This window comes from Cupriavidus sp. UBA2010, from assembly GCF_002335265.1.
Classification (GTDB): Bacteria; Pseudomonadota; Gammaproteobacteria; order Burkholderiales; family Burkholderiaceae; genus Cupriavidus; species Cupriavidus metallidurans.
This window is the reverse complement of the sequence record NZ_DDCI01000012.1, coordinates 231,809-254,185: the sequence shown is the minus strand read 5'-3', so window position 1 is coordinate 254,185 and position 22,377 is coordinate 231,809. Positions and strand designations below refer to the sequence as shown.

The window sequence follows — 22,377 nt, the reverse complement described above, 5'->3', positions numbered from 1 at the left end:
CCGCGATGGCCGAGAAGGTGCTCCGCATCGGCATGACGGCCGCCGACATCCCGCGTACGCTCGGCCAGCCTGACCAGGGTTTCGAAGGCAACCGGTTCACTGGCATCCCGATGTATGACGCACTCACCCAGTGGGACCTGTCCAAGAGCAACGGCCCGAGCCTGCTGATTCCCGATCTGGCAACCGAATGGAAGGTCGACGACAAGAACAAGACCGAATGGACGTTCAAGCTGCGCCCAGGCGTGAAGTTTCACGACGGCTCGCCGTTCAATGCCGATGCCGTGGTCTGGAACGTCAACAAGGTGCTCGACAAGACCGCGAAGCAGTTCGACCCCAGCCAGGTCGGCGTCACCGCTTCGCGCATGCCCACGTTGCGTAGCGCGAAGAAGATCGATGACATGACCGTGCAACTCGTCACGTCAGAGCCGGATTCGTTCCTGCCGTACAACGTGTCGAACCTGTTCATGGCATCGCCGTCCCAGTGGGAGAAGAAGTACGCGGCGGTCCCTGCCTCCGTGACCGACCCAGCGGAGCGCAGCAAGCAGGCATGGGTGGCCTTTGCAGCGGACGCATCGGGTACGGGGCCATTCAAGATGACCCGCTTCGTCCCGCGCGAACGCCTGGAGCTTGCCAAGAACCCCGCCTACTGGGACAGCAAGCGGGTGCCGAAGATCGACAAGGTCGTGATGCTGCCGATGCCCGAGGCCAATGCACGCACCGCGGCACTGCTGTCAGGCCAGGTGGACTGGATCGAGGCCCCGGCACCTGATGCCATCGCGCAAATCAAGAGCCGTGGCTTCGATGTGTACGCCAACGCGCAGCCGCACATGTGGCCATGGCAATTGTCATTCGCACCGAATTCCCCGTGGCTCGACAAGCGCGTGCGCCAGGCCGCGAACCTTTGCGTGAATCGCGCCGGCCTGAAGACACTGCTCGGCGGCTACATGGCCGAGGCCAAGGGCATCGTCGAAGCCGGAAACCCGTGGTGGGGCAATCCGGCATTCACCATCAAGTACGACCCCGCCGCCGCGCGCAAGCTGATGACAGAGGCCGGGTACTCCGCCGCCAAGCCGGTGAAGGTAAAGGTCCAGGTATCCGCATCGGGTTCCGGCCAGATGCAGCCGCTGCCCATGAACGAGTACGTACAGCAAAACCTCAAGGAGTGCTTCTTCGACGTGGACTTCGACGTCGTCGAATGGAACACGCTGTTCACGAACTGGCGCATTGGCGCGAAGGACGCGAGCGCGCATGGTGCCAACGCGATCAACGTGAGCTTTGCGGCGATGGACCCTTTCTTTGCCATGGTCCGCTTCGTCAGCACGAAGACGCAGCCGCCGGTCTCGAACAACTGGGGCTACTTCGGCAACGCGGAGTTTGACAAGCTGATCGAGACCGCGCGCACCTCGTTTGGCGAAAAAGAACGAGACGCCGCGCTGGCAAAACTCCACGCACGCATCGTCGAAGAAGCGCCATTCGTGCTGATCGCCCACGATGTGGGCCCGCGCGCGATTTCCCGGAAGGTCAAGGGGGTGGTGCAGCCGCAGAGCTGGTTCATCGATATCGCGACGATGTCGATCGATTGACGGACTCGCCGCAGTGCCCTCCTCCGCGGAAGGGGGCACTTTCCCGCGCCAACGTATTTGCCTGTTCCCAAGCCGGCCATAGACCATGACTTACCTGCTTCGCCGCATCGCATATGCCCTGCCGATCCTGCTTGGGGTCGCCCTGCTCTGCTTCTCGCTGGTCCACATTGCCCCCGGCGATCCCCTTGTATCGGTGCTGCCGCCCGATGCATCCGAGGATCTGCGGCGACAACTGACCGCGCTGTACGGGTTCGACAAGCCGTTTCTCGAGCAATTTCTCCATTGGCTGCTGCGCGCGCTGCATGGGGACCTCGGTACGTCGATCGCCACGAACCGGCCAGTGATGAGCGAGGTGTCGGTTGCCGTTGTCAACTCCGTGCGCCTGGCCGCCGTCGCCACGCTGATCGGCTTCACGTTCGGCTGCCTGTTCGGCTTCGTGGCCGGCTACCTGCGCGATTCGGTTCCCGATCGTGTGGCGTCGTTCCTGTCGGTGCTGGGCGTCAGCATTCCGCATTACTGGCTCGGCATGGTGCTGGTGATTGCGTTCTCCGTGCTGCTGGGATGGCTGCCGGCCACCGGCGCCGGCCCCAATGGATCGGGCGACTGGAGTTGGGATTGGGAACACATCCAGTACATGCTGCTGCCCGCGGTCACAATGTCGGTGATTCCGATGGGCATCGTGGCCCGCACCATCCGCGCACTGGTGGCCGAGATCCTGTCCAACGAGTTCATTGTCGGCCTGCGCGCGCGCGGATTGTCGGACGTTGCCGTATTCCGTCACGTGGTCAAGAACGTGACGCCGACGGCGCTCTCGATCATGGGCCTGCAACTGGGCTATCTGCTCGGTGGCTCGATCCTGATCGAAACGGTGTTCTCCTGGCCGGGCACCGGTTTCCTGCTGAATTCCGCCATTTTCCAGCGCGATTTCCCGTTGTTGCAGGGCACGATTCTCGTCCTGGCAGTGTTCTTCGTAATGCTGAACCTGCTGGTCGATGCATTGCAGACGTTGTTCGACCCCCGTATCCAACGCAACTGAGGACGCCACGATGGAAATGACACTGAACAAGGCCGTGGCACCGCTACCCGTGGAGCGTTCGCCCGGATACTGGACCACGGTCTGCCGCCGGCTGCTGCGCAACAAGCTCGCGATGCTGGCCGCGCTGATCCTGATCGTACTTGTCCTGACGGCGATCTTCGCGCCGGCGCTGATGCCTGCCGACCCCTATGCGTCGTCGATTCTCAAGCGATTGAAGCCGATCGGCTTCGACGGTCACCTGCTTGGTACCGATGAACTGGGCCGCGACATGCTGTCGCGCCTGATGCTTGGCGGGCGGTTGTCGCTGTTCATGGGTATCACGCCGGTACTGCTCGCCTTCCTGATCGGCAGCACGATCGGCATCGTCGCCGGTTATGCGGGTGGCTGGACGAACACCGTCATCATGCGGCTCACCGACATCCTCTATGCGTTTCCGTCGGTACTGCTGGCCATTGCGCTATCCGGCACACTGGGCGCCGGGGTTGGCAACGCATTGTTATCGTTGACCATCGTGTTCGTGCCGCAGATCGTGCGCGTCGCCGAAAGCGTGACCACGCAGGTACGCAACCGGGAATTCGTCGATGCCGCCCGCGCCTCGGGCGCATCGTCGCTGACGATCGTGCGCGTGCACGTCCTCAACAACGTGCTCGGTCCAATCTTCGTTTATGCCACGAGCCTGATCTCGGTCTCGATGATCCTGGCCTCCGGGCTCTCGTTCCTGGGGCTTGGCGTCAAGCCACCAGAGCCCGAATGGGGCCTGATGCTGAACACCCTGCGCACCGCCATCTACACCCAGCCATGGGTGGCCGCGTTGCCCGGCGCGATGATCTTCCTGACCTCGATCTCGTTCAACCTGCTGGCCGATGGCATTCGCTCGGCCATGGAAATCAAGGAGTGAGCATGGTTGAAACGCATGTACCCCTGCCTACCGCCCCCAATGATGTCGGCGGCCGGGCGCAGCCGCTGCTCATCGCACGCCAGCTGGTCAAGCACTTTCCGCTGAAGTCCCCCGTCCCGCTGCGCAAGGGCGGTGTCGTGCGTGCCGTGGACGGCGTGAGCTTCGATGTCCTCAAGGGCGAAACACTTGGCGTGGTCGGGGAATCGGGCTGCGGCAAGTCCACCACGGCACGCCTGCTGATGCAACTCACGCCGCAGGACAGCGGCGAACTGATCTTCGATGCACAGGGCGTTGATTCCCGGCAATTGCCGATGAAGGCGTTCCGCAGTCAGGTGCAGATGGTATTCCAGGACAGCTACTCGTCGCTCAATCCACGACTGACTATCGAGGAATCGATTGCGTTCACGCCACGTGTCCACGGCGTTTCCGCACGGGAAGCCACGGAACGCGCCCGCTACCTGCTGGAGCGCGTGGGACTGGAGCCGAAGCGATTCGCCGGCCGCTATCCGCACGAACTGTCGGGCGGACAGCGCCAGCGCGTGAACATTGCGCGTGCGCTGGCGCCACGGCCCCGCCTTGTCATTCTTGACGAAGCCGTGTCCGCCCTCGACAAGTCCGTGGAAGCCCAGGTACTGAACCTGCTGATGGACCTCAAGGCCGAGTTCAACCTGACCTACGTGTTCATCAGCCACGACCTCAATGTGATTCGCTACCTTTGCGACCGCGTCATGGTCATGTATCTGGGCAAGGTCGTGGAGATCGGCGCAACCGAATCCGTCTATGCCAACCCGGCCCATCCCTATACGCGGGCACTGCTGACATCGATGCCTTCGATGGATCCCGACCAGCGCACGCTGGCCGCGCCGTTGGCTGGCGATCCGCCCAACCCGATCAATCCGCCATCGGGCTGCAGCTTCCATCCGCGCTGCGTGCGTGCCGAGCCCATTTGCGAACGGCGCGAGCCTGTCCTCACCGACGCGCTCAGCGGCCATCCGGTGTCATGCCTGATGGCCATGCCAGACGGCGGCCACTCGCTGCCGCTGCGCCGGCTGACGACGAACCTGCATGCCGCCACGCCCTGAACTCGCGGAGACACCGATGTCCACCGACCCCCTCCATTCCCATCCACCCGCAGTCTCCGTGCGAGATCTGCGTGTGTCCTTTGCAAGCGGCGGCAAGACGATCCAGGCCGTCAACGGTGTATCGCTGGAAGTAGCGCCGGGCGAAGCCGTGGCGCTGATCGGCGAGTCGGGCTCTGGCAAGAGCGTCACGCTACGCGCCTTGATGCGTTTGCACCCGCCACGCCGCACGACGATATCCGGCGAGATTCAGGTCGACGGCCAGTCCGTGCTGGATCTCGACAAACGCGCGCTGGCCCGCCTGCGCGGCGGCACCGTCGCCATGGTGTTTCAGGAGCCACTCCTGGCGCTGGACCCCGTCTACACGGTTGGGCAACAGATTGTCGAATGCATCCGCACACACCGTAGGGTATCGACATCGGAAGCGCGTGCGCTGGCACTCAAGGCGCTGGAATCCGTGCGCATTCCCAGCCCGGAACGACGCCTGGCAGCCTATCCGCATGAGATGTCGGGCGGCATGCGTCAGCGCGCGATGATCGCGCTGGCGCTGTCCGCACAGCCCAGGATCCTGCTGGCCGACGAGCCCACGACGGCACTCGATGCCACGGTGCAGATCCAGGTACTGATACTGCTGCGCGAACTGCAGCGCGAGCTCGGCCTGTCGATCATCTTTGTCACCCACGATATCGGCGCCGCCGTGGAAATCGCCGATCGCGTCGCCGTGATGTATGGCGGACGCATTGTCGAGGAAGGCCCCATCCGCACCCTGATGCGTGATGCGCGCCATCCGTACACGATCGCCTTGCTGCAAAGCCGACAGCATGGCATGGGCCGTGGCGAACGCCTCGCGACGATCGGTGGCGCGCCGCCTGACCTGGCCGCGCTGCCGCCCGGCTGCACGTTCGCACCACGCTGCGCGCAGGCCAGTGCGGCCTGCCTGTCGGCGATACCGAAAGCCGTATCGCTCGGCAACGGACATCGCGTCAGCTGTGTGCGGGTTACCACGCCCGCTGCCAGCGAATGCGTCGCCTGAAACCGTTTGATCAATTCCAAGGAAATCGCACCCATGAGCCTGGCCACCCATCCCTCGCGCGCCTTTCTGCCATACCCCGATGCCCCCGTGCCCAACGCGGCCAGCGGCCCGCTTCACGGCCTGACGTTCGCCGTCAAGGACCTCTTCGACGTCTCCGGCTACCCCACGGGCGGCGGCAATCCGCATGTGCTAGCACGCTCTGGCATCAAGACCACGACAGCGCCCACCGTCCAGAAACTACTCGACGCAGGCGCGGCGTTCGTCGGCAAGGTCCATACGGACGAGCTCGCGTTCTCGATGAACGGACAGAACCATCACTACGGCGGCCCGTACAACGGCACGGCGCCCGATCGCATTACGGGCGGTTCGTCGTCAGGCTCGGCATCCGCTGTGTCGAACAAGCTGTGCGACTTCGCGCTCGGCACCGACACCGGTGGCTCGGTCCGCGCACCGGCCAGTCATTGCGGTCTGTTCGGCATCCGTCCGTCACATGGCCGGATATCGCTGACTCACTGCATGCCACTGTGCGAAACACTGGATACGTGCGGCTTCTTCGCCCGGGATATCGCCACCTTCGCGCGCGTGGCCGACGTCCTGCTAGGTGCGGATGCCAATCCGCTGCCCAGCCAGGCCAGGCTGTTGCTGGCAGCCGACCTGTTCGAACTGCCAACGCCCGAGGCGCGCAAGGCGCTTGCACCCGTCGCCGCTCGCATCGAGGCCGTGCTCGGTAAAGCCTCGCCTGTTGACGTGGCCGATCGTCCGCTGTCGGACCTGTACTGGGCCTTTCGCTACGTGCAAGGCTGGGAGGCGTGGCGGGCGGACGGCGCACTGATCGAGAACTATGGCCTGCAGCTGGGGCCCGATGTCGCCGGCCGATTCGCGTTCAGCAAGGAGGTAACGGCAGCGCAGTTCGAGAAATCGAGCGCCGTGCGCCGGGAGTTCACGGCTCACCTGGGCCGTCTGCTGGGTCAAGACGGCATCCTGTTGCTACCGACGATGCCGGACATCGCGCCACTGCGTACGACACCGATGGAAGCACTCGAAGACTACCGGACCACCGCGGCGCATACGCTATGCCTGACCCCGCTGACCGGATTCCCTCAACTCAGCCTGCCGCTATCCGGGCGCGACGGCGCGCCACTGGGACTATCCCTGATTGGCCCCATGGGGAGCGACCGCAGCCTGATTGCCGTGGCCGAAACATTGATGACGGCGATCGCCTGAACTAAGCTGGTGCCAGACCGCTCCCCGATCCTCGTCGGTGAAGCGGATGGCGCCAACCGCTCCCATCACGGCAATCACATCATGACCCGACTCCGCATCTCCGCCGCCGGCTACACCTTTATCGCCGATACCAACCCCGATGCGCCGCAGACCGTTGCCGCGTTCCTGAAACTGCTGCCCTATCGGCAGAAGCTGATCCACGTACGCTGGAGTGGCGAGGGCTGCTGGATTCCGCTGGGCGAGTTCAGGCTCGGTGTCGACTTCGAGAACCACACGAGCCATCCGTCCGTGGGGGACATCCTGTTCTACCCAGGCGGCTACAGCGAGACGGAGATCATCCTGGCCTACGGGAGCTGCTGCTTCGCCAGCAAGCTGGGGCAATTGGCGGGCAACCACTTCCTGACCATCGTCGAGGGCAAGGAAAACCTGCGCGCCCTGGGCACCAAGGTGCTGTGGGAAGGCGCCCAGGACGTCGTATTCGAACTGGCCTGACGGGCTCAGGCATCGCCGGCGGACAGCGCCAGCGTACGGAGCGCCGCCACCGGCTCGGGCGCATCCCGGCGGGAGAGCAGTACCACACGTGTCGTCGCGCCCGCATCGGACAATGGCACAAACCGGACGCCATCGGGCCCGAACCACTGCATCGATTCCGGCACCACGGCTACGCCAAAGCCTGCCGCTACGAGCGATAGCTGCGAAAGCTTGCGGGAAATCGCACCGGCCGCCGTGGGATAGAAGCCGCTCGCCTGGCAAAGCTGCGCCACGCGGTAGCTGAGCCCGCCCCGCTCTGGGTGCGGCAGCGAGACAAACGGCATCTCTCGCAAGGCACTCAGCGTCAGCGATTCCCGTCGCGACATTGGATGGTCGGCGCAGACAGCCACGACCAGCCGCTCTCCGGCCATCGGATCGATCTGGATGTTCGGGTAACGACGTAGCACCGGATCACGCGCCAGCCCGAGGTCGGCACGGCCCTCCTCGATGTCGACCGATTGCTGCTCCGACGATGCCTGGGCAACTTCAAAGCGGACGGCGGGATGGTCGGACTGCCAGCGATGCAACCAGCCGCAACGCTGCGGCGTCAGCACGACCGAACTCGAATGGAGCAGGCGTATCGCATCGGCCCCACCACGCTGCACTTGGCGGGCCTGCACGGCTGCGCCGGCGAGGTCGGACAGAATGCGGCGCGCCGATTCGTAGAACGCCTGCCCCGCCGCCGTCGGCTCCACATGCCGAGGCTTGCGCACCAGCAATTCCACCTGCAGCGCCGCTTCCATGTCACGGATCTGCCGGCTCAGCGCCGACTGGGCGATAAACAGCCGTTCGGCCGCCAGGCTGAAATTGCCGGCGTCCACAATCTCGACGAAATAGCGCAACTGCTTCAGGGAGGGCGTCATGAGCGAGAGTTTGCCACGCCCTTCATGGACTCTGGCTGCCATGCCGATTTGCGATGGCAGCGTGCGGCATTTGCGATCGATCGGCACGTCGCCCGGCGCTACGCTGAATCCTCTCCCAATCCCCGCCTCGCCGATGGACCTGTCCGCCCTGCTTCCCGACGTTTCCCTGCCCCCCTATGCCACCATGAGCGCCGCGTTGGCCGTGGCGTACGTCATCTTCGGCATTGCCGGATTCGGCACGGCGCTGGTGGCAGCACCTGTGCTGGCCTATGTGATGCCCGTCGCGCAGATCGTGCCACTGCTGGCGTTAATGGACTGCTCGGCGGCACTTCTAAACCTGGCACGCGACGGACACGCCGCCGATCGTACCGAGTTGCGGCGGCTGGTGCCGTGCCTGCTCATCGGCAGCCTGATCGGCGCGGCACTGCTGCTGCGGATACGCGCCGACCTGCTGCCCGCCGTGCTGGGTGTCTTCGTCACGGCGTATGCGATCTGGTCGTTGCTCGGCAAGCGGCCGGCCACGCGACTTCCCTCATCCGCCGCCGTGCCGTTCGGGTTGGTCGGTGGCATCTGCTCCGCAATGTTCGGTAGCGGTGGCTTTCTATACGCGATCTATCTGTCGAGCCGGCTCGACAAGGACGCCATGCGCGTCACCCAATCGACCTTGATTGGATTGTCCACACTGACACGGTTGGTGCTGTTCCTGCTGGCGGGCGTTTATGCGGACGCGGAACTGCTGAAGCTCGCGGTGGCATTGGCGCCAGCGATGATCGTTGGGCTGTGGGCCGGGCGCCAGATTACGCTGCGCATGTCGCGCGAGCAGTTCCTTCGCGTGGTGAACGTGATCGTGCTGCTTTCGGGCAGCGCGCTGGTCATTCGCGCCTGGCTGGCCTGATCAGGCTCCTCGCGCATTGAAGCCTCGCGCCTTATCTCCTCGCGCGCTAACATGCCGGCATCGCGGACCCACTGTCGGGCCCACCGAAGCTGGAGATGCTCCCGGTATGTACATGATCTACTGGACCGAGGCCACCGCCGACGGTCTGGCCCCGCACGCGCAATCGTTCCCCGGTGACGCCCTTAAGGATGCGCTGCAGTTCGCGGAGGCGCTGCGTCGTCGCCAGTTTGCCGGCGAGCCGGTCAGCTTCGTCACGCTCTGCTCGGAAAATCCGAACTCGGTCGGCAAGCCGGGCGCGGCTGACCCGCCGCCCGACTACGAATGGAAGAAGCGCAGGCCGTAGCAGCCTGCTGCCAGCCCCAAACCCTCAGTTCGTCATCACCCCTTGCCCGCCTTCCGGCGGCCGGACGCGGAACCACGCCGCGTACAGCGCGGGCAGGAACAACAGTGTCAGCACCGTGGCGACGATCAGGCCACCCATGATCGCGGCAGCCATCGGCCCCCAGAACGTCGAGCGCGACAGGGGAATCATCGCCAGCACCGCCGCTGCGGCTGTCAGCATGATCGGGCGGGCCCGGCGCACCGCTGACTCGACGATGGCCTGCCATGGCGGAATGCCCGCCTTGATGTCCTGCTCGATCTGATCAACCAGAATCACCGAATTGCGGATGATCATGCCCAGCAGCGCGGTAATGCCCAACTGGGCGACAAACCCCATCGGCGCGTGCAGGAGCAACAGCGTCGCCGCCGCGCCAATCAGACCCAGCGGGCCGGTCAGGAACACCATCACCGACCGCGAGAAGCTGTGCAACTGCAGCATCAGCAGCGTGAAGATCAGGAAGATGCACAGCGGCAGTTGCGCGGCGATCGATGCGCCAGCCTTGCCGCTTTCCTCCTGCGCACCCGCGATCGCGATGCGGTAGCCGGGCGGCAGGGTAGCGCGGATCGCGTCGAGCTTCGGATCGATCTGCGCGGTCACGGTCGGGCCCTGGATGCCATCGACGATGTCGGACTGCACGGTAACGCCGAAGTCGCGATTCTCGCGCCAGAGCACGCCGGGCTCCGACTTCAGCGTCACGCGCGCCACCTGCGTCAGCGGAACGGCGCGGCCCGTGCTGGTCGGCACCAGGATGTTGTTCAGGTCCGACATCGTGTCGCGCTCGCTTTTCGGCGTGCGCATGACGATATCGATCAGCTTGTCCGCGTCGCGATACTGGCCGACCGGCACGCCGGTCAGCACCGCCTGCGTGGCGCGGGCAATCGCATTGGTGGTCACACCGAGCGCGCGTGCCTTGTCCTGGTCAAGCTCGAGACGCAGCATCTTCACGTTCTCGTTCCAGTTGTCATTGACGCCGACCGTGTTCGGATTGGCTGCCATGATGGCCCGCACCTGATCCGCCGCCTTGCGCACCCCGGCGGCATCCGGACCAATCACCCGGAACTGCACCGGGTAAGCAACGGGCGGTCCGTTCGGCAGCAGCTTCACGCGGCCCCGGAGTTGCGGGAACTCCGTGGCCAGCACCTGCTCGATGCGCTTGCGCAGCACGTCGCGCTGCTCCGCGTCCGCCGGCATCACGATCAGCTGCGCCACGTTCGATTGCGGCAGGATCTGGTCCAGCGGCAGGTAGAAGCGCGGCGCGCCGGTACCTATGAACGTGGTCAGGCTGCCCACGGCCTTGTCGCGCCGCATCGCCACTTCGAAGCGCTTGGCTTCGGCTTCGGTCTGCACAAAGCTCGTGCCTTCCGGCATCCAGAGTTCAACCATCAACTCGGGGCGGCTCGAATCGGGAAAGAACTGCTTCTCGACGAACTTGAACGCGAACAGCCCCAGCGCGAACGCCGCCAGCGTGACCACGATCACGGTCTTGCGCCACGTGACGCACCAGTTCACCAGCGCGCGGAAGCGGGCGTAGAACGGCGTATCGAACACCTCGTGATGGCCGCCGTCGCTCGGGCGCGTCTTGAGCAGCAAATAGCCCAGGTACGGTGTGAAGTAGACCGCCGCCAGCCAGGACAGCACCAACGCCAGCGCCGTCACAGCAAAGATCGCGAACGTGTATTCGCCAACGGTCGAGCGCGCCAGCCCCACGGGCAGGAAGCCTGCCGCCGTAATCAGCGTGCCGGTCAGCATCGGCATTGCCGTGGAGGTGTAGGCAAACGTGGCGGCCTCCATCTTGGAGAAGCCTTCCTCCAGCTTGCGCACCATCATTTCGACCGCGATGATCGCGTCGTCCACCAGCAGGCCCAGCGCGATGATCAGGGCGCCAAGCGATATCTTGTGGAGCCCGATGCCGAATATGTTCATGAACAGGAACGTCACGGCCAGCACCAGCGGAATCGTCAGCGCCACCACGAGTCCGGGACGTACGTCGAGCCGTAACGGCCGCGTATGGAGCCCGAGCGAGACGAAGCTCACACCCAGCACGATCACAACGGCCTCGATCAGCACCCGCACGAACTCGCCCACCGAGTGCTTCACGGCCTGCGGCTGATCCTGGACCTGATCCATCTCGATGCCGACCGGCAACTGGTTGCGCAGGCCATCGACCACGCGGCGCAGTTCCTTGCCCAGCGCGATGATGTCCCCGCCCTTCTCCATCGAAATACCCAGGCCGATCACATCCTTGCCGTTGAAACGCATCCGGCTCACCGGGGGATCGACATACCCGCGATAGACGTGCGCGATGTCGCCCAGCCGAATATTGGCGATGCCGTTCGGCCCCCGCAGGACCAGGTTCTTCAGGTCTGCCACCCCGCCAAGCTGCCCGGTGATGCGGACCTGCAGGTTGTCGGTCGGCGTCACGAGGACACCACTACCCGTGGGATTGTTCTGCTCGGCAATCTGGTTGGCGATCGCGTTGATGTCCAGCCCAAGCTGCGCGAAGCGGGCCTGATTGAACTCGACATAGAGCTTCTCGTCCTGCAGCCCCAGCAGGGACACCTTGGCCACGGCGGGGATGCGCAGCATCTCCTGCCGCACGAGATCCGCGTACTCGCGCAGTTCCTTGTAAGTGAAGCCGTCGGCCGAGAGCGCATAGATCGAGCCGTACACATCGCCGAACTCATCATTGAAGAACGGCCCACGCACGCCCTGCGGCAGCGTCGGCTGGATGTCGCCAATCTTCTTGCGCACCGTGTACCAGATCTGCGCGGTGTCCTTAGCCGGCGCGTTGTCAGCCAGCTGGAAGATCACCGTGGTCTCGCCCGGCTTCGAGAAACTGCGGATCTTGTCCGCGTATGGCACTTCCTGAAGCTGGCGTTCGATCTTGTCGGTCACCTGCACGGCGATCTGCTCGGCGGTAGCGCCAGGCCAGAGCGCCTGCACGACCATCACGCGGAACGTGAACGGCGGATCTTCATCCTGCCCTAGCTGGAAGAAGGCCAACAGGCCGCCCAGCAGCAGCACAACGAGCAGGTAGCGGGTCAGCGGCTGGTGCTCAAGCGCCCAGCGCGACAGGTTGAAGCGGGAATGTTCCATGCGCCGCCCTCAGCCCAGGCGGCTATCCAGCGCGGCCAGCGGCGCGCCAGGATTCGAGGCCGGCTGTGCCGGAGCAATGCTCTGCATCGGTCTGACCTTCTGCCCCGGCCTGAGCAGGTGCACACCCGCCGTGACGATGACCTGACCCGGCTTCAAGCCGCTTCGCACTTCGATCAGGTTGCCGTCGGCGTTGCCAAGCATCACGGGCACCGGGTTGACCGTGCCACCGGTGCCCTTGCCGCCGGAATCCGGTTGATAGACCCAGACCTGATTGCTGCCCTGGTTCTGCAGCAGGGCCGTCAGCGGAATGCGAATCGCGGCGCTGTCGCCGGACCGGACAAAGGTCACCACGGCGGTCATGCCGATGCGTAGGTCAGCCGGCGGATTCGGCACGCTGACGCGCGTCGGGTACGTCCGCGTCACCGTATCGGCAGCTGCGGAAATCTCGCGAACCCGTCCCGGCAGCACGCGATCCGGTTCCGACCAGGTGCGAATCGTGACTTCCGTAATGCCACGCAGCATGTCGACCTGATCTTCCGGCAGGCCGATCGCCACTTCCTTTTCGGCCGTCTGCGCCACACGGATCACCGGCTGGCCCGGTGTAACGACCTGCCCCACCTCGGTGTCGATCGCGGTCACCACGCCATCGGCGTCGGCGGTCAGCACCGCATAGCCGGTCTGGTTCGACTGGTTGCGCAGATTGGCCTGGGCCTGCTCCAGCTTCGAAGCGGCCGAATCGTAGGTGGCCTGACGGCGGTGCTGCTCGGCGGCACTGATAAATCCCTTGGCCGCGAGTTCGTTGTAGCGTTTGAGATCGGACGCCGCGAGATCTCGGTCGGTCTTGGCCGCGTCGTACTGCGCACGCGCGCCGGCTTCCGCCAGCCCCAGATCGGTCGGATCAAGCCTGGCCAGCGGCTGCCCCTTGCGCACGGTGGCACCCACGTCCACCAGACGGGCGGCGATCTTTCCGCCCACGCGGAATCCCAGGCGCGACTCCACGCGCGGGCGCACCTCGCCCGAGAATTCAAAGGCCGTCTTGCCGGCTGCCGGGTTCAGTTGCAGCAACCGAACCGGCCGCACGTACTCAATCGACTCCGCCTGCTTGCCGCAGCCAGCCAGCATCAAGGCAGTCGAAAACGCAAGCACGGCCAGCCCCGCGGCGATGGGCCGGGCGGCACGGCGTCCGCGCCGGTGTTCCGGCAGCGGCGCAAGAGAACGAACTTCAGCGTCTACGGCCGCAACTTCCGGCCCGGCGTAATGCACTGGCATGGACAAGCGATATCTGGTCGGTGGAACGGGTGCAGCCGGTGGCCCTCGCCTGACGGCGAGCGACTCTCTGGAATGCGTCTTTGGGATAACTTTCAGGCATCTGCGCGGATGCCTGGGGCCAAGGGAAGAAATTAATAACTGGCCGGTCAGTAATATACTGATCACCCTCGAGTGCGTCAAACGGCGGATGACGAACAGGCGTATCGTGCGACGAAAGGTCCGCAGCAAGCGTCAGCGGGCGCCTGAAGGCGCCGGCGGCTTCTCCCGGTGCTACAATCCGCGCCTTTGGCGCCGCCCCCGCCGCCCCACATTCAAAGAGATTGGCGTGACGCCCGATCAGTATTGCCAGGACAAGGCCGCCCAGAGCGGCTCCAGCTTCTACTACAGTAGCCTCCTCCTCCCCTCCGACCGCCGCAACGCCCTGACCGCGCTGCAAGCCTGGCGCCAGGAACTCGATGCCATCGTCAACGAGAACCATGACGCCGGCGTAGCCCACCAGCGCCTGGACTGGTGGCGCGCGGAATTGCGCCGCCTGTACGACGGGGGAGCAGCCCACCCGGTCAGCCAGGCGCTTCAGCCGCATCTGGATGCGCTGCCGCAGGCCGAAATGGCCGAGATGCTCGCCGCCACCGAGATGGATCTGGCGCAATCGCGCTATCTGGACGAGATCGGACTGGTTCGATACTGCCAGGCCTCGGGCGGCACGTTCGGCAAGCTGACGGCCCGCGTGCTTGGCCACACCGACCCGCGCACGCTCGATGCCGCGGAACAGCTCGGGCTGTCCTTGCAGCGGGTGCGCATCGTGAAGGATGTCGGTGGCGACGCGCGCCATGGCCGTATCTATATTCCTGTCGATACGCTGCAACGCTTCGAAGTGCCCGCCGCGGACATCCTGCAGTCGCGCCATTCGGACCGCTTTGTCGCGCTGATGCGGGAACAGGCCACAAAAGCCCGCACGCTGTATGGCGAGGCACTGGCCGCATTGCCGCGCGCCGATCGTCGATCCCAGCGTGCCCAACTGGCCTTCGCGGCCATTCAGCACGCCCTTCTGGACGAAATCGAAGCCAGCGACTTCCAGGTCCTGAACCAGCGCATTGATCTGACGCCGATGCGCAAGCTCTGGATTGCCTGGAAAACCTGGCTGAAGAATGGCTAACCCCCGGCTTCGTTCCGCTTTTCTGCTTTTCTGCCTTTCTGCCCTACTGTCGTTGACGCCATGACCACCGCCACACCTTCCCTCGGCCAGTCGATCCTCGAACGCGCTGAAGCCCTTGCCCGCTTCTCGGATATGAAGGATGGCCTGACCTGCGCCTATCTGACGCCCGCCCACCGCCAGGCACAAGCGCAGTTGGCACGGTGGATGGAGGATGCCGGCATGACGGTACGGATCGACGCGATCGGCAACGTGATTGGCCGTTACGCCGCCGATCCGGCCGCGGCCAATCCGAAGGTGCTGATGACGGGCTCGCACTTCGACACGGTGCGCAATGGCGGCCGCTATGACGGCAGGCTCGGCATCCTGCTGCCAATTGCCGTCGTTGGCGCGCTGCGCGATGCCGGCATTCGCCTGCCCTATCACTTCGAAGTGGTTGGATTTGCCGAGGAAGAAGGCCTGCGTTTCAAGACCAGCTTTCTGGCCAGTAGCGTGCTGGCGGGACGCTTCGACCCTGCGCTGCTCGACCGCGCTGACGTGGATGGCGCGACGATGCGCGAGGCCCTGGCCGACTCCGGCCTGCCCGGCGCCGGCGACATCGACGCCTTGCGCGCTGCGGCGGTCGATCCGTCGACACTGGCTGGCTTTGTCGAAGTCCATATCGAACAGGGCCCGGTGCTGCTCAATCGCGGATTGCCGCTCGGCATCGTGACCCAGATTGCCGGAAGCAGCCGCTTCCAGGTACGTGTGGAGGGCCTGGCCAGCCACGCTGGCACCACGCCGATGGATATGCGCCGCGATGCCGCGACGGGTGCCGCAGAGATGATCCTGCTTGTGGAGTCGCGCTGCGCCCAGGTGCCGACGCTGGTGGGCACGGTGGGCCAGCTTCAGGTGCCGAACGGGTCAAGCAACGTGATTCCGGCCGCGTGCGTGTTCTCGATGGACATCCGCGCCGGTGAAGACGGCATTCGCGAGGCCGCCATCGCCGATATCGTCGCCGGGATCGAGCGGATTGCCGCAAAGCGCGGCCTGCAGGCCAGCGTGGAGCGCGTGACGCCGGTCAACAATGCGCCCTGCGCGCGCTGGCTGATGGATCAATTCGGTGCAGTGCTGAAAAAGCGTGGCCATGAAGTGTTCGAACTGCCTTCAGGCGCGGGCCACGATGCGATGATGATGCACCGCATCATCGATGTGGCGATGCTGTTCGTCCGATGCGGCAATGGCGGTATCAGCCACAACCCGCTCGAGACGATCACAGAGGAAGATGCGCAACAGGCTGCTGAAGTCTTCGTGGACTTCCTGCGGCATTTCCGGGTGAAAGACTGAGTGGACTGAGCGGACTGGGCTTCGGGGGCGTGGTGCGGCAAGGCCGCGCAACGACGCCAGGATCGCCCAGAAGCGGTTTCTCAGCCGCCTTGGTACATCTCGCGGCTGAGATCGTAGAGATTCTTGCGTAACGTCTTGCGCTCGTCAGGCGACAGGCGGGGATTGCCACCGCGCTGACCCTGCCGCGTGGCGCGGTCGGCCATATCCCGTTCGGACTCGGCCTTGTCGGGCCGCCGAGCGGACGAGCGACCCCGCTCCGAGGCCTGGCCGTTGCCGACCTGGGCGCTGGATGAGGACTGGCCTTTCGATGTGTGAAGCAGATGTGCCATACCCGCCGACTGGGCCAGCGCCACGTCGGATGCAGCCGTAATCAGCAGGGTCAGGCCAGCCAGACATGCTGCTCGCGCGTACGTCGCGCACCGCAGGGTATGCCCAGGCCGGATTCGCTTCACTTTCATTGGATAATGGCGGTTTCGACGGCACCCCGACTGCCTGCCATCCAGCATCAACTGGGGGGAGGCTGCGTGGCCCCTGCCGTCAGCAAGGGGCGTTGGATGCCCGTGGTGGCCGCTCCTGGAATTGGACCGAAAATCGGCATCAGGAATACGGTTTGCGGAGTGTAAATGCACAAAAGGTGCACGCCGCCATACCACAGGGTAAAGTATGTAACGTTTTGTTAAGCCATTTTGAGCGAAAGCGATAGTCGCTAAGATACCGCCATGGAAAATACCAGCCACAAGATTCTCGTCGTGGACGACGACCCGCGCCTGCGCGATCTTCTACGCCGCTATCTCGGCGAGCAGGGCTTCACGGTCCTCGTGGCGGAAAACGCCACGGCCATGAATAAGCTCTGGCTGCGCGAACGTTTCGACCTGCTGGTGCTGGACCTGATGATGCCGGGCGAGGACGGCCTTTCCATCTGCCGCCGCCTGCGAGGCGCCAACGACCAGACCCCGATCATCATGCTCACCGCCAAGGGCGAGGACGTGGACCGTATCGTCGGCCTGGAAATGGGCGCGGACGACTATCTGCCCAAGCCTTTCAACCCGCGTGAACTGATCGCGCGGATTCACGCGGTGCTGCGCCGCAAGGGTCCGGCCGAAGTGCCTGGCGCCCCGTCGGAAACCCCGGAAACGTTCGCCTTTGGCGATTTCGTGCTCAACCTGGCCACGCGCACGCTGACCAAGAACGACGAGGAAATCACGCTCACCACGGGCGAGTTCTCGGTGCTCAAGGTTTTCGCGCGCCACCCGCGCCAGCCGCTGTCGCGCGAGAAGCTCATGGAAATGGCACGCGGCCGCGAATACGAAGTCTTCGACCGCAGCCTGGACGTGCAGATCTCTCGCCTGCGCAAGCTGATCGAGCCAGATCCGGGTAACCCGCGCTTCATCCAGACGGTCTGGGGCTTGGGTTATGTCTTTATCCCCGATGGCGTGAAGTAATTCCGGTCGCACCTCACAGCTTCAACGTGGCGACCGCTCTCGGCCGTACCGCAACGCGGTTCTTTGGTTCGCTCTTCTGGCGAACCTTCATGCTGATCGCCCTGTTGCTGGCGATCTCGCTGGGTATCTGGTTCCAGAGCTACCGGCTCTTCGAACGCGCACCGCGTGCCCAGCAGATCGCCATGCAGGTAGTCAGCGTGGTCAAGCTCACCCGCGCGGCCCTGCTCTACTCGGACCCGGCTCGTCGCCGGTTCCTTTTGCTCGACCTCGTCCAGAACGAGGGCATCAAGGTCTATCCGCGCGAGAAGGACGATGACTTCGCGGCGCCCACGGCCAACCCGTTCCTGACGCAGCTCGTCCAACAGGAGATTCGCGGCCGCCTGGGCGAAGACACTGTCATCGCGACCACGGTCAACGACATCCCCGGCGTGTGGGTCAGCTTCGAAATCGAAGGCGACGACTACTGGGTCGCCATCAGCCCCGAACGATTCGAGCGCGTGCCAGGCATCCAGTGGCTCTGGTGGAGTATCGCGGCACTGATGCTGTCGATCATCGGCGCGGCATTCATCACCGCGCGCGTCAACTATCCGCTCAAACGACTAGCCAACGCCGCGCGCCAGATCGGGTCCGGTGGCGATCCACCGCCGCTGCGCGAACAGGGCGCTAGCGAAGTGGCGCAGGCCAACCGCAGCTTCAACCAGATGGTGCACGACCTGCGTCAGCTCGACGACGACCGCGTGGTGATGCTGGCAGGCATCTCGCACGATCTGCGCACGCCGCTCACCCGCCTGCGGCTGGAAACCGAAATGTCCCCCGTGGACAACATCACCCGCGACGCGATGATCGCCGACATCGAACAGATGGACGCGATCATCGGCCAGTTCCTGAACTATGCCCGGCCGGGGCAGGAAGTCGTGGAACCGGTCGATCTATCGACGCTCGTGCAGGAGTCAGTCGGCGTCTATGCCGCACATGACGACGTGCGCATCCACGTGCGATCGAACGGCCCGGTGATGGCCATGGCCAACCGCATGGAGATCCAGCGCATTCTCGACAACCTCGTGGAGAACGCGCGGCGCTACGCCAAGGACGAAGAGACCGGCATGGCCGAAGTGGAGATCTCCACGCGCGTCGAGGACAAGGATGCGGTGCTGGTCGTGGCGGACAACGGCATGGGTGTGCCGGACGAAGAACTGTCGCTGCTGACGCGCCCGTTCTACCGGCTCGACGCGGCCCGCAGCGAGGCCAAGGGGGCCGGCCTGGGCATGTCCATCGTCAACCGCATCCTGCAGCGCAACGGCGGCAGGCTGGTCCTTGCCAACCGTCCGGCGCCCAAGTCCGGGCTGGTGGTCAGCGCAATCTTCCGGCGCGCCTGAGCGCCATCTCGCGAAAATCGCCGCGAATGTATTCGATGCGGCGCATTGACAGGTTTTCGACAGCAAACGATAGGGTTTTGTAAGCTTGTTGACAGGCGATTGACAGCGATTCGGCGCAAACTTCCGCCCATCGACAGGTCCGATGCATACCGTTGCATCCCTAGCCATGGCACCGCCTGCCGCAACCCCAAACGCCCTGGCTGCCCACACCGAAAACATACCGCCGGCCAACCGGCGGTGATCGAGAGACAGCCATGTCCAGCACCACCCAGTCACAACACGGATTCCGCACCGTGTTCCGCGTTGTCAGCGGCAACTTCCTGGAAATGTACGACTTCATGGTCTATGGCTTTTACGCCGCAGCCATCGCTCATACGTTCTTTCCTTCAGATAATGAATTCGCATCGCTGATGCTCTCGCTGGCCACGTTCGGCGCGGGCTTCCTGATGCGACCGTTGGGCGCCATCATCCTGGGCGCCTATATCGATCACCACGGCCGTCGCAAGGGCCTGATCCTCACACTGATCCTGATGGCGGCCGGCACGCTGCTCATTGCCGTTGTGCCAGGGTACGCGACGATCGGCGTGGCCGCACCGCTGCTGGTCCTGTTCGGACGACTGCTGCAGGGTTTCTCCGCAGGCGTGGAACTGGGCGGAGTTTCGGTGTATCTGTCCGAGATCGCCAAGCCCGGCAAGAAAGGCTTTTACGTGGCATGGCAATCGGCCAGCCAGCAGGTAGCCGTGATCTTCGCGGGCCTGCTCGGCGTGATCCTGCACGCCACGCTGGCGCCGGCGCAGATGGATAGCTGGGGCTGGCGCGTGCCGTTCCTGATCGGCTGCCTGATCGTGCCGTTCCTGTTCATCATCCGCCGCTCGCTCGAGGAAACCGAGGAGTTCCGCACGCGCAAGCATCGCCCGAGCGTGAACGAGATCTATCGTTCGATGCTCGACAACTGGGGCATCATCATCGCCGGCTGCATGATGGTGGTGATGACCACGGTGTCGTTCTACATGATCACCGCCTACACGCCGACCTTCGGCAAGACCGTGCTCAAGCTCGACGACGTGGACAACCTGATCGTCACGATGTGCGTCGGCCTGTCGAACTTCATCTGGCTGCCGCTGATGGGCGCAGTGTCCGACCGCATTGGCCGCAAGCCGCTGCTGGTGTTCTTCACGATCGCCACGCTGGTGACCGCCTACCCCGCCGTATCGTGGCTGGTGGCTGCCCCGTCGTTCGAACGCCTGCTGATGGTGGAACTGTGGCTCTCATTCCTGTACGGCAGCTATAACGGCGCAATGGTCGTCACGCTGACCGAAGTCATGCCGCCCGCCGTGCGCACCGCCGGCTTCTCGCTGGCATACAGCCTGGCCACGGCACTGTTCGGTGGTTTCACGCCGGCGATCTCGACCTACCTGATCCACGCCACGGGCAACAAGGCCGCGCCGGGCCTGTGGCTGATGTTCGCCGCTGCATGCGGTCTGGTCGCCACGATCATCATCTTCCGCACACGTCGCGAGCAGTCCGCGCTGAGCGCCGCATAACATCACACGGCACGCATCGCGCGTCACCTGACGCCACACGCCGCCTTCACATTCCTGCCGTATCGCATAGCAGGCAAGCGTGAAGGCGGCGTGACCCGTTTTAGATCCCCCTGAATTTCTACGGTGTCCCCGCCTTGCGCGTCCGTGCATGGCATACTCCCCCGTGCTTCGTCTCTCCCCCTAGGCGCTGCCTATCGGGCTGTTTGAGAATATCAATTGGCCGCAGCGCCTCCGACGACGCATAATCCCCTTTTGTTGCACTCGCACAAGTGACATTTCCATTGCATCAGGGAACTCGCCATGCGAATGCGCGCCTCATTCTGTTCAACCGTATCAGGAGAAGTGTATGAAGACCGTTGGTGACAAGCTCGAAGCCTTCCACGTCGTTGGCGTCAAGCCCGGTTTCAACAACCACGAAGAGAACGGCCAGTCGGCGTTTGAAGACATCACCGAAAAGTCGTTCGAAGGCAAGTGGAAGGTCATCTACTTCTACCCGAAGGACTTTACGTTCGTGTGCCCGACCGAAATCGTGGCCTTCGCCAAGCTGAACGGCGACTTCGCCGATCGTGACGCGATCGTGCTGGGTGGCTCGACCGACAACGAGTTCGTGAAGCTGGCATGGCGTCGCGAACACAAGGACCTGAACAAGCTGAACCAGTGGCAATTCGCCGACGTGACCGGTTCGCTGGTGGATCAACTGGGCGTGCGCGACCAGGCCGCCGGTGTTGCACTGCGCGCCACGTTCATCGTCGACCCGGACAACACGATCCAGCACGTTTCGGTGAACAACCTGAACGTCGGCCGTAACCCGGAAGAAGTCCTGCGTATCCTGGACGGCCTGCAAACGGACGAACTCTGCCCGTGCAACCGTGCAGTTGGCGGCGCCACGCTGTAATCGGCCTGCCTGCCAGTCGCCTCGAGCAAACTGGCGCATCAAGCGTGGAAGGGCCAGCGCCCTTTCACGTCGAAACCCGCCCCGCGCGGGTTTTTTGAGCCCTCGACGATAGGAGAAATAAATGGAATTCCTCAGCACGATCAAGAATTTGATCCCTGACTATGCAAAGGACATCCGTCTGAACGTGGACGGCACGATTGCACGCTCGTCGCTGGAAGGCAACGACGCGGTTGGCGTGGCGCTTGCGGCCGCTTTTGCCGCCAAGAGCAAGGTCCTGGTCGATGCCATCCGCAATGCGAACGTGCTGTCGCCGGAAGAAGTCAACGGCGCGCTGACGGCCGCCGCGCTGATGGGGATGAACAACCTCTGGTATCCCTACGTCGAGATGGCCGAGGACCCCGATCTGGCCAGCCAGCCTGCCGGCCTGCGCATGAACGCCTACGCCACCCATGGTGGCGTGGACAAGCGGCGCTTCGAGATGTACGCGCTGGCCGCATCGGTCATCGGCAAGTGCCATTTCTGCATCAAATCGCACTACCAGCTGCTGAAGACCGAGCAAGGCATGACTGCTCAGCAACTGCGCGATGTGGGCCGCATCGCTGCGGTGATCGGCGCTGCCGCGAATGTGATCGCTGCCGAGTAATCCGAAAGGTACGCGGGTGAATTACCTGCGTGACGGATACAAGCCGGCGCGCACCCTCACGGGTGCCGCCGGCTTTTCCTTTGCTGCGCGGCGAACGTGAATACGCACG

At 64.1% G+C, this 22,377-nt stretch carries 20 protein-coding genes; 16 read left to right on the top strand and 4 right to left on the bottom strand.

Translation table 11 applies throughout. The features are described 5' to 3' along the window. Window positions 1–5 precede the first annotated feature (5 nt). The 7 genes from B2246_RS08555 (at window position 6) to B2246_RS08525 (ending at window position 7,345) form a co-directional block, all read left to right on the top strand. Complete coding sequence (locus tag B2246_RS08555; protein ID WP_286882197.1) at window positions 6–1,583, top strand: ABC transporter substrate-binding protein; 1,578 nt, start codon at window positions 6–8, stop codon at window positions 1,581–1,583. Between the two features lie 85 nt (window positions 1,584–1,668). Then, complete coding sequence (locus tag B2246_RS08550) at window positions 1,669–2,619, top strand: ABC transporter permease (RefSeq protein WP_008651573.1); 951 nt, start codon at window positions 1,669–1,671, stop codon at window positions 2,617–2,619. A gap of 10 nt (window positions 2,620–2,629) precedes the next feature. Next, window positions 2,630–3,517 carry an ABC transporter permease gene (locus B2246_RS08545; RefSeq protein WP_008651572.1) on the top strand — a complete coding sequence of 296 codons (888 nt, stop codon included), beginning with the start codon at window positions 2,630–2,632 and terminating at the stop codon, window positions 3,515–3,517. A 2-nt stretch (window positions 3,518–3,519) separates the two neighbouring features. After that, entirely contained in the window at window positions 3,520–4,599 is a 1,080-nt protein-coding gene (locus tag B2246_RS08540) for an ABC transporter ATP-binding protein (RefSeq protein WP_286882042.1), read from the top strand. A gap of 16 nt (window positions 4,600–4,615) precedes the next feature. Beyond that, window positions 4,616–5,629 (top strand): ABC transporter ATP-binding protein, encoded by a 1,014-nt coding sequence (locus B2246_RS08535; protein WP_035882592.1) that lies wholly within the window; start codon window positions 4,616–4,618, stop codon window positions 5,627–5,629. Window positions 5,630–5,662: 33 nt separating this feature from the next. After that, on the top strand, window positions 5,663–6,853 hold the full coding sequence (locus B2246_RS08530; protein ID WP_286882043.1) for an amidase: 1,191 nt from the start codon (window positions 5,663–5,665) through the stop codon (window positions 6,851–6,853). A gap of 81 nt (window positions 6,854–6,934) precedes the next feature. Further along, window positions 6,935–7,345, top strand: a complete 411-nt coding sequence (locus tag B2246_RS08525; protein WP_008651568.1) for a DUF3830 family protein — start codon at window positions 6,935–6,937, stop codon at window positions 7,343–7,345. Between the two features lie 5 nt (window positions 7,346–7,350). On the opposite strand, the gene B2246_RS08520 is transcribed toward B2246_RS08525, so the two are convergent. Next, entirely contained in the window at window positions 7,351–8,247 is an 897-nt protein-coding gene (locus B2246_RS08520) for a LysR family transcriptional regulator (protein ID WP_035882648.1), read from the bottom strand. Between the two features lie 40 nt (window positions 8,248–8,287). On the opposite strand from B2246_RS08520, the gene B2246_RS08515 reads away from it, so the two are divergent. Both B2246_RS08515 and B2246_RS08510 read left to right on the top strand, forming a co-directional pair. Beyond that, on the top strand, window positions 8,288–9,142 hold the full coding sequence (locus tag B2246_RS08515; RefSeq protein ID WP_080709712.1) for a sulfite exporter TauE/SafE family protein: 855 nt from the start codon (window positions 8,288–8,290) through the stop codon (window positions 9,140–9,142). Between the two features lie 106 nt (window positions 9,143–9,248). Beyond that, complete coding sequence (locus tag B2246_RS08510; protein ID WP_008651565.1) at window positions 9,249–9,485, top strand: hypothetical protein; 237 nt, start codon at window positions 9,249–9,251, stop codon at window positions 9,483–9,485. Between the two features lie 24 nt (window positions 9,486–9,509). On the opposite strand, the gene B2246_RS08505 is transcribed toward B2246_RS08510, so the two are convergent. Together B2246_RS08505 and B2246_RS08500 are read right to left on the bottom strand one after the other, a co-directional pair. Beyond that, window positions 9,510–12,620 carry an efflux RND transporter permease subunit gene (locus B2246_RS08505; RefSeq protein ID WP_008651564.1) on the bottom strand — a complete coding sequence of 1,037 codons (3,111 nt, stop codon included), beginning with the start codon at window positions 12,618–12,620 and terminating at the stop codon, window positions 9,510–9,512. 9 nt (window positions 12,621–12,629) lie between these two features. Next, complete coding sequence (locus tag B2246_RS08500; protein WP_286882044.1) at window positions 12,630–13,889, bottom strand: efflux RND transporter periplasmic adaptor subunit; 1,260 nt, start codon at window positions 13,887–13,889, stop codon at window positions 12,630–12,632. A gap of 325 nt (window positions 13,890–14,214) precedes the next feature. On the opposite strand from B2246_RS08500, the gene hpnD reads away from it, so the two are divergent. Together hpnD and B2246_RS08490 are read left to right on the top strand one after the other, a co-directional pair. Beyond that, window positions 14,215–15,045, top strand: a complete 831-nt coding sequence (hpnD, locus tag B2246_RS08495; protein WP_035882646.1) for a presqualene diphosphate synthase HpnD — start codon at window positions 14,215–14,217, stop codon at window positions 15,043–15,045. A 60-nt stretch (window positions 15,046–15,105) separates the two neighbouring features. Next, the gene (locus B2246_RS08490) at window positions 15,106–16,368 is read left to right on the top strand and encodes a Zn-dependent hydrolase (RefSeq protein ID WP_186425042.1); all 1,263 of its coding nucleotides are present in this window, start codon (window positions 15,106–15,108) and stop codon (window positions 16,366–16,368) included. Between the two features lie 80 nt (window positions 16,369–16,448). Here the strand turns inward: B2246_RS08490 and B2246_RS08485 are convergent, their stop codons facing one another. Beyond that, window positions 16,449–16,826: a hypothetical protein gene (locus B2246_RS08485; protein ID WP_008651560.1), complete on the bottom strand. Its 378-nt coding sequence runs from the start codon at window positions 16,824–16,826 to the stop codon at window positions 16,449–16,451. 261 nt (window positions 16,827–17,087) lie between these two features. On the opposite strand from B2246_RS08485, the gene ompR reads away from it, so the two are divergent. The 5 genes from ompR to B2246_RS08460 all read left to right on the top strand — a co-directional run bounded on the left by ompR (window position 17,088) and on the right by B2246_RS08460 (window position 22,268). Further along, window positions 17,088–17,810 (top strand): two-component system response regulator OmpR, encoded by a 723-nt coding sequence (ompR, locus tag B2246_RS08480; RefSeq protein WP_006576352.1) that lies wholly within the window; start codon window positions 17,088–17,090, stop codon window positions 17,808–17,810. A 26-nt stretch (window positions 17,811–17,836) separates the two neighbouring features. Then, on the top strand, window positions 17,837–19,186 hold the full coding sequence (locus B2246_RS08475; RefSeq protein ID WP_035882586.1) for an ATP-binding protein: 1,350 nt from the start codon (window positions 17,837–17,839) through the stop codon (window positions 19,184–19,186). Window positions 19,187–19,440: 254 nt separating this feature from the next. After that, on the top strand, window positions 19,441–20,730 hold the full coding sequence (locus B2246_RS08470) for an MFS transporter (RefSeq protein WP_017514531.1): 1,290 nt from the start codon (window positions 19,441–19,443) through the stop codon (window positions 20,728–20,730). 346 nt (window positions 20,731–21,076) lie between these two features. Continuing rightward, window positions 21,077–21,625: a peroxiredoxin gene (locus tag B2246_RS08465; RefSeq protein WP_008651557.1), complete on the top strand. Its 549-nt coding sequence runs from the start codon at window positions 21,077–21,079 to the stop codon at window positions 21,623–21,625. Window positions 21,626–21,746: 121 nt separating this feature from the next. Next, the gene (locus tag B2246_RS08460; RefSeq protein WP_011516678.1) at window positions 21,747–22,268 is read left to right on the top strand and encodes a carboxymuconolactone decarboxylase family protein; all 522 of its coding nucleotides are present in this window, start codon (window positions 21,747–21,749) and stop codon (window positions 22,266–22,268) included. Window positions 22,269–22,377 lie beyond the last annotated feature (109 nt).